The sequence below is a fragment of the Aquipuribacter sp. SD81 genome (assembly GCF_037153975.1).
In the GTDB taxonomy this organism is placed as follows: Bacteria; Actinomycetota; Actinomycetes; order Actinomycetales; family JBBAYJ01; genus Aquipuribacter.
The window spans coordinates 19,460-31,652 of sequence record NZ_JBBAYJ010000006.1 but is presented as its reverse complement, the minus strand read 5'-3'; the positions used below and the strand labels follow the sequence as shown (position 1 = coordinate 31,652).

The 12,193-nt window shown below is 76.5% G+C and carries 13 protein-coding genes; 6 read left to right on the top strand and 7 right to left on the bottom strand.

Features of this window, described 5'->3' with window-relative positions:
- Nucleotides 1–49: 49 nt before the first annotated feature.
- The 5 genes from WAA21_RS05010 to WAA21_RS04990 all read right to left on the bottom strand — a co-directional run bounded on the left by WAA21_RS05010 (nucleotide 50) and on the right by WAA21_RS04990 (nucleotide 5,711).
- Nucleotides 50–1,615 carry a molybdopterin-dependent oxidoreductase gene (locus WAA21_RS05010; RefSeq protein WP_336921670.1) on the bottom strand — a complete coding sequence of 522 codons (1,566 nt, stop codon included), beginning with the start codon at nucleotides 1,613–1,615 and terminating at the stop codon, nucleotides 50–52.
- A gap of 110 nt (nucleotides 1,616–1,725) precedes the next feature.
- Entirely contained in the window at nucleotides 1,726–2,676 is a 951-nt protein-coding gene (locus tag WAA21_RS05005; protein WP_336921669.1) for an alpha/beta fold hydrolase, read from the bottom strand.
- Nucleotides 2,673–3,302, bottom strand: coding sequence for a nitroreductase family protein (locus WAA21_RS05000; protein ID WP_336921668.1), 630 nt, complete (start codon nucleotides 3,300–3,302; stop codon nucleotides 2,673–2,675). Before WAA21_RS05000 ends, WAA21_RS05005 begins: the two co-directional genes overlap by 4 nt.
- 48 nt (nucleotides 3,303–3,350) lie before the next feature.
- Nucleotides 3,351–3,602 (bottom strand): DUF6458 family protein, encoded by a 252-nt coding sequence (locus WAA21_RS04995; RefSeq protein WP_336921667.1) that lies wholly within the window; start codon nucleotides 3,600–3,602, stop codon nucleotides 3,351–3,353.
- A gap of 48 nt (nucleotides 3,603–3,650) precedes the next feature.
- Complete coding sequence (locus WAA21_RS04990; protein WP_442893229.1) at nucleotides 3,651–5,711, bottom strand: thioredoxin-like domain-containing protein; 2,061 nt, start codon at nucleotides 5,709–5,711, stop codon at nucleotides 3,651–3,653.
- Nucleotides 5,712–5,772: 61 nt separating this feature from the next.
- On the opposite strand from WAA21_RS04990, the gene WAA21_RS04985 reads away from it, so the two are divergent.
- Nucleotides 5,773–6,117, top strand: a complete 345-nt coding sequence (locus WAA21_RS04985; protein WP_336921666.1) for a DUF952 domain-containing protein — start codon at nucleotides 5,773–5,775, stop codon at nucleotides 6,115–6,117.
- Nucleotides 6,118–6,211: 94 nt separating this feature from the next.
- On the top strand, nucleotides 6,212–6,622 hold the full coding sequence (locus WAA21_RS04980) for a DUF7144 family membrane protein (RefSeq protein WP_336921665.1): 411 nt from the start codon (nucleotides 6,212–6,214) through the stop codon (nucleotides 6,620–6,622).
- Nucleotides 6,623–6,629: 7 nt separating this feature from the next.
- On the opposite strand, the gene WAA21_RS04975 is transcribed toward WAA21_RS04980, so the two are convergent.
- Entirely contained in the window at nucleotides 6,630–7,037 is a 408-nt protein-coding gene (locus tag WAA21_RS04975; protein WP_336921664.1) for a YccF domain-containing protein, read from the bottom strand.
- A 154-nt stretch (nucleotides 7,038–7,191) separates the two neighbouring features.
- Here WAA21_RS04975 and WAA21_RS04970 point away from each other — a divergent pair, with 154 nt between their 5' ends.
- From WAA21_RS04970 to WAA21_RS04955, 4 genes are all read left to right on the top strand, one after another.
- Entirely contained in the window at nucleotides 7,192–8,928 is a 1,737-nt protein-coding gene (locus WAA21_RS04970) for a PHP domain-containing protein (RefSeq protein ID WP_336921663.1), read from the top strand.
- 7 nt (nucleotides 8,929–8,935) lie between these two features.
- On the top strand, nucleotides 8,936–9,601 hold the full coding sequence (locus tag WAA21_RS04965) for a hypothetical protein (protein WP_336921662.1): 666 nt from the start codon (nucleotides 8,936–8,938) through the stop codon (nucleotides 9,599–9,601).
- A 200-nt stretch (nucleotides 9,602–9,801) separates the two neighbouring features.
- On the top strand, nucleotides 9,802–10,209 hold the full coding sequence (locus WAA21_RS04960) for a YciI family protein (protein WP_336921661.1): 408 nt from the start codon (nucleotides 9,802–9,804) through the stop codon (nucleotides 10,207–10,209).
- Nucleotides 10,206–11,387 (top strand): RNA polymerase sigma factor, encoded by a 1,182-nt coding sequence (locus WAA21_RS04955; RefSeq protein WP_336921660.1) that lies wholly within the window; start codon nucleotides 10,206–10,208, stop codon nucleotides 11,385–11,387. The genes WAA21_RS04960 and WAA21_RS04955 overlap by 4 nt, the downstream gene beginning before the upstream one ends.
- Before the next feature lie 147 nt (nucleotides 11,388–11,534).
- Here WAA21_RS04955 and WAA21_RS04950 read toward each other — a convergent pair whose 3' ends face one another.
- The gene (locus WAA21_RS04950; RefSeq protein ID WP_336921659.1) at nucleotides 11,535–12,188 is read right to left on the bottom strand and encodes a TetR/AcrR family transcriptional regulator; all 654 of its coding nucleotides are present in this window, start codon (nucleotides 12,186–12,188) and stop codon (nucleotides 11,535–11,537) included.
- Nucleotides 12,189–12,193: the final 5 nt, after the last annotated feature.

Sequence of the window (12,193 nt, the reverse complement as noted above, 5' to 3'; positions counted from 1 at the left end):
GGGTCGTGCGGCGGCGCCGTGGTCCGGCACCGGGTCTCGGCGGCGACGGTCAGGTGACCGTCACCGCGACGGAGTGCCAGCCCGTCGCCCCGTCGGGGGCGACCTCGGCACGCTCGTCGGTCTGGGTGTCGCCCGCGGCGTCGGTCGCGCGGACCTCGAGGCGGTGCTGGCCGGGCGAGGCGTCCCACTCCCAGCGCCACTGCCGCCACGTCAGGACGCTCGGCACGTCGCCGAGCTCGGCCTCGGCCCACTCGCCGCCGTCGACGCGGACCTCGACCCGGTCGATGCCGAGCGCCGGGTGCCACGCCGTGCCGGCGACGACCACGGGGCCCGCCTCGAGCTGCGCGAAGGACGCCGGCACGTCGATGCGGGAGGCGGTCTTCACCGGCGCCTCCGCGGCGTAGCCGCGCGGCGTCCAGTAGGCCTCGTCGTCGGCGAAGCGCGTCACCTCGAGGTCCACGACCCACTTGGTCGCCGAGACGTAGCCGTACAGGCCCGGCACGACCATGCGGACGGGGAAACCGTGCTCGAACGGCAGCGGCCGCCGGTCGATGCCGAAGGCGAGCAGCGCGTCCTCGTCGCCGAGCAGGGCCTCCAGCGGGGTCGACGCGCTCCAGCCGTCCACCGAGGTGGACAGCAGCATGTCGGCCGTCGGGTCGACGCCCGCGTCCGCGAGCACGTCGGCGAGGCGGACCCCGGTCCACACGACGTTGCCGGCGAGCTCCCCGCCCACCGGGTTCGAGACGCACACGAGGGTGATCTCGCGCTCGACGACCTCGTAGGTGCGGGTGAGGCTGTCCCAGTCCAGCTCGAGCGGGCGGTCGACCAGCCCGTGCACGCGGAGCCGCCAGTCCTCGGCCCGCACCTGCGGCACGGTGAGGGCGGTGTCGACGCGGTACAGCTCGTCGACGGGCGTACGGAAGGGGACGGTGTCGACGAGCCGCGCCCCGGCGGGCACCTCGCCGACGGGCTCGGCGGCGGCGGGCAGCCTCAGTCCCTCCCGCGACGCGACGGCATCGCGCACGGCGGAGGCGACCGCGGTCCCCGCGCCGGCCAGCCCGGCCGCGACCGCGGCGACCGCACCGGCCAGCCCGACGAAGCGGCGGCGCGAGACCGCGGGGGCGGGCACGTCGGCGTCGTCCGACGGCGCGCGGGCGGCCCGCGCGGCGCGGACCAGGAGGACGAACACCGGGACGGCCACGAGGGTCCCGGCGACGGTCGGGAGCACGTCGAGCGGGCCGGCGCCGGGGGCCGACAGGACGGCGACGAGCGCCGCCAGCACGAGGAGGACGGGGACGGCGGCCCCCACGGCGAGGCGGGAGACCGCCACGGCCCCGGACGCGGCGGCGACCGCGACGAGGACCACGGCGACGCCGGCGAGCAGCACGACCTTGTCGTAGCTGCCGAAGGTCTCGATGGCCGCGCTCGTGAGCGCGGGCGGGGAGAGCCGTACGACGGCGTCGCCGACGGCGAGGAAGGGGTCCGACCCGCGGCCGACGACCGCGGCGACCAGGTGCGCGGTCCCGAGCAGCAGCGCCGCGGCCCCGAGGCCGGCGACGGCCCCGCGGACGCGGGGGTGCGCCCCGCGGCGGGGGCGGCTGCTCGAGGTGGTCACACCGGTACCTGCGGAGCAGGACCCGGTCCGGATGTCCGCTCGGCAGTTGTGAGGGATGCGTCACTTCCGGGTTTCGGCGGCGTCCCTGCCGTCCGCGACCTCCGGACGGCTCACGTGCGGCGCAGCGCCTGCCGCACCGCCTCGCGCATCGACGGCCCCCCGTGACCGGTGTCGTCGAGCACCACGAGCTCGCTGCCCGGCCACGCGCGGTGCAGCCGCCACGCGGTCGACAGCGGCCCGGACACGTCGAGCCGGCCGTGGACCAGCAACCCGGGGACCCCGCGGAGGGCCGGCATGCCGTCGAGCACCTCGCGGTCGCGCAGGAAGCAGCCGTGGCCCCAGTAGTGCGTGACGAGGCGCGCGAAGCGCAGCCGGAACGCCGGGTCGGCGTACCGCGCGGACGGTGCCCACCCCGGGGCCAGGCTCACGTGGGTGTCCTCCCACGCGCACCACGCCCGGGCCGCCTCGGCGCGGACGGCGGGGTCGGGGTCGGCGAGCAGGCGCGCGTAGGCGGCGGGAACGGCGAGCGGGTCGCCGAGGTCAGCGTCCGGCACGAGCGCGGCCAGCGCCTCCCACTCGCGGGGCCAGACGCGGCCCACGTCCCGGGTGATCCACGCGATGTCGTCCCACGAGCCGTCGGTGACGGGACCGAGCACGAGCGCCCGCACGCGCTCGGGGTGACGCTGGGCGTAGACGAGGCCGAGCGTGGAGCCCCACGACCCGCCGGCGACGACCCACCGGTCGACACCCACGTGCTCCCGCAGCCGCTCGAGGTCGGCGACGAGGTGGTCGGTGGTGTTCGCCGACAGGTCGGTGAGGACCGGGTCGTCGGGGGCCGCGGGGTCGCGTGGCGCGAGGCTGCGGCCGGACCCGCGCTGGTCGAGGAGCACGCCGAGGTGCCGCGACGGGTCGAGCAGCCGCCGGGCGCCCGGACCCGTCCCGCTGCCGGGGCCGCCGTGCAGCCACACGACCGGGGACCCGTCGGCCGGACCGACGGTCTCCCACCACAGCCGGTGCCCGTCCCCGACGTCGAGCAGGCCCGAGCCCGTGCGACGGGTCACGCGAGCCACCCCGGCGCGACCCCGAAGCGCCCGTCGTGCACGACCTCCGCCACGGGCCTGCGGCCACGACGCAGCGACGGGGAGCGGCGGTCGGGCGCGGGCGCCCCGAGGCTCACCACACCGACGAGACGGCGGTCCCCCGGCACGTCGAACACCGCTCGGACGGCCTCGTGGCGGTCGGGCGGGACGCCGAAGAAGCACGCGCCGAGCCCCTCGTCGACGGCCCCGAGCAGCAGGAGCATCGCCGCCATCCCTGCGTCGACGTCCCAGTACGGCACGGGCCACGCGGCCGGGTCCCGGTCCGTCCGACCCTTGTCGGGCTCGGCGTAGCGGTCGAGGTAGCGCTGCGGGTCCGACAGCACGAGCACGCACACCGGGGCGCTGCGCATGCCGCGCAGCCAGCGGTCCGGGACGTGCCCGCCCTCCGGCCGCCCGGTCGTCGCCTCCCAGAAGCGCGCGAGGGGCTCGCCCCGCAGCACCAGCAGGTCGAGGCCCTGGCTGTGACCGGCCGACGGCGCCCGCACCGCGAGCCGCACGAGCCGGACGAGGACGTCGTCGGGGACCGGACGGTCCGGGTCGTACGTCCGCACCATCCGCCGTCGACGGACCGCCTCGCTCAGCTCCACGCCCCCAGCGTGGCCGGTGCGCGGCGGGACCGCCGCGCCGAGGCCGGGTCAGTCGATGACGTTGTCGGTGCGCCGCACCGTCTCGTTGCCGTTGTTCTCGACGACCTCGGTACGACGGGTGCGCCGGGGTCCGGTCCGCCGGGTCATCAGCATGAGACCGATGACGAGGCCGACGGCACCACCGGCCATGAGGATCCAGCCAACGACGTTGATGTTGAGGGCACCGAACTGGTCGGCCTCGACGGCGAAGGCCAGGACCGCCCCGAGCAGGATGAGGACGATGCCGCTACCGATGGACATGCCCCTCCGATACCCGGCGGCGTCCGGCGCGAAACGCCGCTCACCCGTTCAGACCCCCCGCAGGTCCAGGTCGCACCGGTTCGTCCCGGTCTCGTCGAGCACGACGGGGATCCCCCAGTCCTGCTGGTACAGGTGGCACGCGGCGTGCTCGGGCACCTCGCCCGTCACGGGGTCGCCGTCGCAGGCGGCCGCCTGGACGCTCACGTGCAGCACGCCGGTCGCACCGGGCCCGCCGGCGAGCACGAGGTCGCGTCCGAGGCCCTCCGCCGCGCCGGCGCCCGCGACGAGCAGGGAGGGTGGGGTCGCGGACACCGTCAGCCGGGTGGGGTCGCCCCAGCGGTCGTCGAGCTTCTGCCCGGTGGGCGGCGTGAAGGCGACCCGCAGCCGCACCTGCCCCGGGGCCAGGAGCGTCTGCGGCCGCTGCGTGCGCTGCTCGCCGGTGTCGACCCGCGCCGCCCGCTCGGGCAGGCGGACGCGGACGACCTCGTGCGAGGCGCTCGCGACGACGAGCAGGAGGCCGGGGTCGGCCGGGTCGAGGCGCACGTCGGAGGGCTCGGCGAGGCCCGTCGCGAGCGTCGTCGCCTCGCCGGTGGCGGGCTCGTAGCGGCGGACGGCGCCGTTGTAGGTGTCGGCGACGGCGACGCTGCCGTCGGCGAGCACGCCGACACCAAGCGGGTGCTGCAGCCGTGCGGGCCCGTCGGCGCCGCCCTGCCCGTCGACGTGACCGAAGTCGAAGAGGCCGCTGCCGACGACCGTGGTCACGACGTAGCCGGGCCGTGCGGCGCTCGCCGCGTTCGCCAGACGCGTGTCGCTGACGGCCGGGACGGACCGGTCGGGGGCGGGGGCGGCCCGGTCCGTCGAGTCGGCGCGCTCGAGGTGGCGCAGGGCGCTGGTCTCCGAGTCGGCGAGCCACAGCCGGCGCCCGTCGGCGGACACGGCGAGCCCCGACGTCTGCGCGAACCACGCCTGCTCGGCGGCCCCGTCGCGGATGCCCTCCGCCGACGTGCCCGCGAGCACGCGGACCGTCCCGTCCGCCGGGTCGGGCGCCGGGTCGAACGCCCAGAGCTGGTGCAGGCCCGCCATGGCGACGACGACCTGGTCGTCGAACCACGCGACGTCCCACGGGGTGCTGAGCGGCTGCGCGAGCGCCGCGCCGCCGCCGGCACGCTGCCGGAGCTGCTCGCCCGTCCCGGCGACGGTCGTCACGTGGCCGTCGGCGAGCCGCACGCCGCGCAGGGCGTGGTTGACGGTGTCGGCGACGACGACGTCGTACCCGACCCGGGCGGCGACGTCGGCCGGGAGCAGCGCGACGCCCTGCGGCTCGGCGAAGCGGGCATCGCCGGGTCCGCCGTCGCGCAGGCCGCGGCGGCCGTCGCCCACGGTGCGCACGACCGTCTGCCCGTCGGCGTCGAGCTCGACGAGACGGTGCCGGGCGGTGTCGGACACGAGGAGGGTCGGCGCGCCGCCGTCACGGGCGGGCAGCGGCAGCACCTTGCCCGGGAAGCGGAGGGTGGTGTCCTCGCGCGGCGCGGGCACGTACGGCCCGCTGCCGCGGTGCAGCGTGCCCGTGGCCTCGTGCTCGGCGACGAGCTCGCCGACCAGGGTGCGCAGGCCGTGGGCGTGCCCCTCCCCGGACAGCTGCGCGACGACGTACCCCTTCGGGTCGACGACGACGAGGGTGGGCCACGCCCGGGCCGCGTACGCCTGCCAGGTACCGAGGTCGGGGTCGTCGAGGACCGCGTGGTGCACGTCGTAGCGCTCGACGGCGGCGGCGAGCGCCTCCGGGTCGGCCTCGTGGGCGAACTTCGGTGAGTGCACGCCGACGACGACGAGGACGTCGGCGAGCTCCTCCTCCAGCGGCCGCAGCTCGTCGAGGACGTGGAGGCAGTTGACGCAGCAGAAGGTCCAGAAGTCCAGCAGCACGACCTTGCCGCGCAGGTCCTCCAGCGCCAGGTCGCGCCCTCCGGTGTTGAGCCAGCCGCGCCCCGTGAGCCGGGGCGCACGGACGCGCACCCGCCGGGCGGGCGCGGACGGCTGGGCGGACGGCTGGGCGGACGGCTGGGCGGACGGCTGGGCGGACGGCTGGGCGGCGCCCGGGACGTTGCTCACGGCCGGAGTCAACCCGGTCCGGGGGTCGCCGCTTCCCCCGGGCGGCTGGGAGGGTGAGGTCGTGCGGCCGATCTACCACCTCACCGAACCGGCCCTGTGGGACGAGGCTCTCGAGGCCGGTGCGTACGAGGGCTCGACGCGGGGCGCGGCCCTCGCCGAGGTCGGCGTCGTCCACTGCTCGTTCGCCCACCAGGTCGACGCGGTCGCCGCCGCCGTCTACGACGACCGGGAGGACGACCTGCTGCTGCTGCGCATCGACCCGTCGCGACTGGTGTCGGAGGTCCGTGAGGAGGACCTCGACGGCCTCGGGCAGGCGTTCCCCCACGTGTACGGCCCCGTGCCCGTGCAGGCGGTCGACCAGGTGAGGCGCATGGTCCGCGTGGCCGGCCGGTGGCGCCTGCAGTAGCGGCGACGCCCACCCGTCACGGGTGAGGCGCCGGGGCTGCGCCCAGGCCTACCGTCGCGACCCGTCGGGGGGTCACCGCAGGAGGAGGGGTGCCGTGAGCGTGTCGGACGCCGCGCCGGACCGGGTCGTCCGCGGCTGGCTCACCTTCGCCGCGGCCCTGCTCCTCGTCCAGGGCGTGGTCCACGTCATGACGGGTCTGTCGGCGGTCGCGGCGGGCGACGTGGCCGTCGCCGGACCCGTGTCGGTGGTCCTGCTCGACGTCACCTCGTGGGGGTGGCTGCACGCCGTCACCGGCGTGGCCCAGGTGCTGACGGGCGCCGGGGTGGCCGTGCAGGCGACGTGGGCCCGGTACGCCGCGGTCTACCTGGTGCTCTTCGGGCTGCTCGCGCACGTGCTGTTCATGCCGTTCTACCCGGTGCTGTCCCTGCTCGGCATCGCGCTCGGGGTGGTCGTGCTGTGGGCGCTGCTGGTGGCGGTCCAGGACCCGTCACGAGCAGCCGCGTGACCGCGGCTCAGCGCACGACCGGGACGTAGCGCCCGCGCGCCTCGGCGCTGCTCACGACCTCCTTGCCGAGCGGGTTGAACGACAGCAGCGCGAGCCTGAGCGTCGCGATGCCGAACGGGATGCCGATGATCGTGAGCATGAGCCCGACCGCGTAGACGACCTGCGACAGGGCGAGCCACCAGCCGATGAGCACGAACCACAGCACGTTGCCGAGCGCCGTCACCACGCCGGCCGTCGGCCGCTCGACGACGGTCCGCCCGAACGGCCACAGCGCGTAGCCCGCGAGCCGGAAGCAGGCGACGCCGAACGGGATGGTGACGACGAGCAGGCAGGCGAGGACGCCCGCGAGGACGTAGGAGAACGCCGTCGCGAGACCGGCGAAGAAGAACCACAGGACGTTGAGGACGAGCGCCACGTGCCCATCGTCGCGTGCCGGGGCGGCCGGCACCGAACGTTCACCGCGCCGTCACCGGTCGGCCACCGGCTGCATGCGTGGATGTCGACGTCGGCATGTGAGGTGGCGCCGTCATCTCAGACCCGCACAGCCCGTCACCCGTCCGGAGGACCCCGTGGGCCACCACCACCCGCACGACCACGACGACGCGCCCGGTCACCCGCACCCGCACGGCCACCCGCACGGCCACCCGCACGGCCACCCGCACGAGGTCGACGAGACGACCGCGGCCGCCGTCGACACCTCGGTGCCCGACGCCGAGCTCAGCCCCACCCAGCTGTCCCGCCGCAACCTGCTGCGCGCCGCGGGCGTCGTCGGCTCGGCCGCGGCGGTCGGGGTGGGTGGCGCGAGCGGCGCGGTGCCCGCGGCCGCCGCCACCGCGCCGGGGCGCCCGACCCCGCCGGCCCGCGTCACGGGCTGGCTCGCCGGAGACCACCACATCCACACGCATTACAGCGCGGACGCCATCTACACCGTCGCGGACCAGGCGCAGCACGCGAAGGCGTACGGGCTGGACTGGATCGTCATCACCGACCACGGGGGTGCGACCCACGCCCGCATCGGCGTCGACGTCGTCAACCCCGACATCCGCCGGGCCCGCGCCGAGACCGACCTCCTCGTGTTCCAGGGCCTGGAGTGGAACATCCCCTCCGCGGAGCACGGCACGGTCTTCGTCGCCCCCGGCGACAACGAGGTCGCGGTCCTCAAGGAGTTCGAGACCGAGTACGACGGCAGCGTCCGCGGGTCCACCGCCGCGACGGAGGCCCTCGCGGTCGCGGGGGTGCAGTACCTGGGCGCGCAGGTCGACTCCCGCCGCATCGACGACGCGCTGTTCCTCGCCAACCACCCCGCGCGACAGGGCATCGACAGCCCTCACGAGATCCGCAACTGGCGCGACGCAGACCCCCGCATCGCCGTCGGCATGGAGGGCGCCCCCGGCCACCAGGCGGCCGGGCTCCCCTACGGCGCGGCGTCCGGCCGCGGCTTCTACACGAACGCCGGCACCCGGGCCGACCGCTTCCTGCCGTACCCGCCGGAGTCGTACCGCACGTGGGGCGGCTTCGACTGGATGACGGCGACCGTCGGCGGGCTCTGGGACTCCCTGCTCGCCGAGGGCAAGCCCTGGTGGATCAGCGCGAACTCCGACAGCCACTTCAACTTCGCCGCGACCGCGCAGCGGGGCCCGGGCTCGGACTTCAACGCCAACGGCCGCTACGACGACCCCGTGTACCTCGGCGACATCGACCTGACGGCCGGCGACTACTGGCCGGGGCAGTACTCGCGGACGGTCGTCGGCACCACCGGCGGTGACTACCTCGACGTCATGGCGGGCCTGCGCGCCGGACGCGTGTGGGTGGACCACGGCCGCCTCGTCAGGGGCGTCGAGGTGGTCGTCCGCCGTCGTGGCGGCGGTGGCCCGGAGTACCCCCTGGGTTCCGTGGCGACGGTCAACTCGCGGGTGCGCCTCGAGGTGGTCGTACGGGTCCAGCTGCAGGACCTGCCGAACTGGGCGCAGTTCACACCGCAGCTCAACCGGGTCGACCTCATCCGCGGCACGGTCACCGGGGCGGTGGCGGACCGCGACACCTTCGTCGCGCCCGACACGCGCGTCGTGCGCCAGTGGGACACCTCGGGCCGGACCGGGGTCGTCGAGCTGGTCGAGCCGCTGCCCCTGCCGGAGGAGCCCTTCTACCTCCGGGTCCGCGGCACGGACGGCAACTTCGGCCAGCCGGGCTTCCTCGGTGCGGCCGTCGACCCGGCGGGCCCCAGGCTCGACGTGGTCGGCGACGCCGACCCGTGGGAGGACCTGTGGTTCTACACGAACCCGATCTGGGTCCTCCCGGCCCGCTGACCCGGTCGTGATCGTCGGGGTCGACGCCTGGTCCCGGTACGACGAGGACGCCGACCACCTCGCGCACCTGGTGTGCGAGGTGGTCGGCGGGCTCGCGGTCGGGGCCCCGGGCGGCAGGGGGCCGCTCGAGGCCCTGCTCGTCGCGACGCACGGTGTCCCGGCGGCGGTCTCGGGCGGCGAGCCGCACTCCGCGGTCAGCGCCGTGGTGCCGGACGGGCTCGGGCTGCCCCCGCCGGCGGTGCTCGAGGGGCTGGGGGCCGTGGTCGACGCCGAGGTGCGTCGCACCGGCGTCGCGTCGGGCGCGGTGGTCGTGACGGGGACGGGGCTGGGGGACGGGCTCGTCCGGGGTGACGCGCCGGGGGCGGTCGCGGGTGCGTGGGTGGCGGTGGCCGCGTCGGTGACGGGCGCCTCGGGGCGCCTCGTGCGCTACCCGGGCTCCGACGTGCTGCGCGGCACGCTCACCGTCGCCGACGTGCTCGCGCGGTCGTGGGTCGACGACGTCGTCGTGGTGGGCGGGGCGCCGTCGACCCCCGCGACGCTCGTCGACACGCGCGGCTTCGTGCGGCCGCGGGTGGAGGCCGGGCGGGTCGTGCTGCACGTGCAGCCCGCCGTCGGCGGCGTCATGGTGCCGTTCGAGAAGGAGCGCCCGGAGCGCTGCTGCGAGGACCACTGACCGGCCTCGTCGAGGCGTGCCCCCGCCGCCACGACGACACCACCTCCGGCACCAGAGCGCCCGCGATGCCGTCCTGGGCCCGCCGTGGTGTCGTCGTGGTGGGCGCGCGGGCCTGCGGCCACGATGTCGAGAACGCGACGCCCGCTCCGACCCAGGGGTGAGGGCGGCCGACGGGGCCGCTCCGGACGAAGGGGACCACCATGGCGAAGTACCTGTTCCTCAAGCACTACCGCGGCGCGCCGGCGGGGGTGAACGACGTCCCCATGGACCGGTGGACGCCGGAGGAGATCGAGGCCCACGTCCGGTACATGGACGACTTCGCGACCCGGCTGCAGGAGTCCGGCGAGTACGTCGACGGTCAGGCGCTCGCACCGGAGGGCATGTGGGTGCGCTACGACGGCGAGGGCCGCCCGCCCGTCACCGACGGGCCGTTCGCGGAGACCAAGGACCTCGTCGCCGGCTGGATGGTCGTCGACGTCGACAGCGAGCAGCGGGCCGTCGAGCTGGCCGGGGAGCTGTCGGCCGCGCCCGGCGCGGGTGGCCGACCGATCCACGAGTGGCTGGAGGTCCGGCCGTTCCTCACCGCGCCGCCGACCGTCACCGAGTGAGGCCGGGTGAGCCGGTCGTGACGGCCTCGGGCCCGGCGGTCGACGAGGCGGCGCTCCGCGCGCTCGTCCCGCAGGTGATCGGGCTCCTCGGCCGTCGCGGGGTCGACTTCGGGGCGGCCGAGGACGCCGTCCAGGACGCGCTCGTCGAGGCGCTGCGCGTGTGGCGCACCGACCCGCCGCGCGACCCGCGCGCGTGGCTCGCGACGGTCGCGTGGCGGCGGCACCTCGACGCGGTCCGCTCCGAGTCGTCCCGTCGTCGGCGGGAGGAGACGGTCGAGGTCGAGCCGGCTCCCGGTCCCGTGCGCGAGGCCGACGACACCCTCGCGCTGTACCTGCTGTGCGCGCACCCGTCGCTCACGCCGGCCTCGGCGGTCGCACTGACGCTGCGCGCGGTCGGCGGCCTCACGACCCGGCAGGTCGCCGAGGCGTACCTCGTGCCGGAGGCGACCATGGCGCAGCGCATCAGCCGCGCGAAGCGGACCGTCGCCGGCGCCCGCTTCGACCGGGCCGGCGACGTCGCGACCGTGCTGCGCGTGCTCTACCTCGTGTTCAACGAGGGGTACTCCGGCGACGTCGACCTCGCGATGGAGGCCATCCGGCTCACGCGGCAGCTGGCCGCGCTCGTCGACCACCCGGAGGCGCACGGGCTGCTTGCGCTCATGCTCCTGCACCACGCGCGCCGAGACACGCGGGTGGTCGACGGCCGGCTCGTGCCCCTCGCGGAGCAGGACCGCTCGAGGTGGGACACCGCGCTCGTCGCGGAGGGCGTCGCCGTGCTGCAGGCCGCGCTCGCCCGTGACCGGCTCGGGGAGTTCCAGGCGCAGGCGGCGGTCGCGGCGCTGCACGCCGACGCCCCCAGCACCGAGGAGACGGACTGGGTGCAGGTCGTCGAGTGGTACGACGAGCTCCTCGGCCTCACCGACAGCCCGGTCGTGCGGCTCAACCGCGCGGTGGCGCTCGGGCACGCCGACGGCGCGCGGGCGGGGCTGGCCGCGCTGGCGCAGGTGCCGGACGGCGTACCGCGACGGACCGCCGCCGAGGCCTACCTCCACGAGCGGGCCGGCGACCTGCTCGACGCGGCGCGGCTCTACGCCGAGGCGGCACGGGCCGCGACGAGCGCGGCCGAGCGCGACCACCTCCTGCGGCAGGCGGCCCGGCTCAACGCCGTCGGCCCCTGACGCGCCCCAGCCCGCCCGGCCCCCGTCCCGCCCACCCCGCCGCGGTGCCTGACCACGCCGACACGACGAAGGCCCTCGAGGCCCCGCTGAGGCCACGCGCGGGCGTTCGTTGTGTCGACGTGGCCGCCGTGCGGCCGGCCGCGACCATCAGACGAGGCGGTCCCAGACCGGCCGCAGCGGGTCGACGACGGACGCGAGGTCCGGCAGGCCCGCGTCGGGGGAGTCGACCACGCGACGCGCGGCGGTGTTGACGAGCGCGGCCCCGAGCGCGGTCACGACGTCGGCCTGGGCGTCGAGCTCCGCGGCGTCGACCGTCCGCCCGTCCGCCCGGGCGAGCGCCTCCAGCCGGAGCCGGACCAGCCCACGCAGCTCGCCGAGGATCGGCAGGAAGCGGGCGGCCTGGCGCGCCTGCAGCTGCGGGGACCCCGCGAGCAGCCGCAGCTGGGCGGCGTGCGTCGCGGGGTCCTCCCCCGCCCCCGCCGGCAGGTCGATGAGGGCGACGGCTCCCGCGAGGACCGGGACGGTCGGGTCGCTGAGGTAGCGGTGCGCCCGTTCCCGCGCGATCGAGGGCAGCTCGAGGCCGAGGAGGGCGTCGTCCTTCGTCGGGTAGTGGTGGAAGAACGTCCGCTGGCTGATGCCGGCGTCGGCGCAGACGGCGTCGACCGTCAGCGCGTCCAGCCCGCCCTCGGCGGCCAGGCGGACCGCCGAGCGGTGGATCCGCCGCGCCGTCGCCAGCCCGCGCGCGTTCCGCGGGGCCTGCACGGCGGGCGGGACGCCACCCTCGGGGTCCGCCTGGCTCACCATCC

Bases quoted from the DNA above. Each gene is read 5' to 3' on its own strand.
- WAA21_RS04960 (WP_336921661.1), top strand. From the start codon at position 9,802: ATGGCGAAGTACCTGTTCCTCAAGCACTACCGCGGCGCGCCGGCGGGG.
- WAA21_RS04995 (WP_336921667.1), bottom strand. From the start codon at position 3,602: ATGTCCATCGGTAGCGGCATCGTCCTCATCCTGCTCGGGGCGGTCCTG.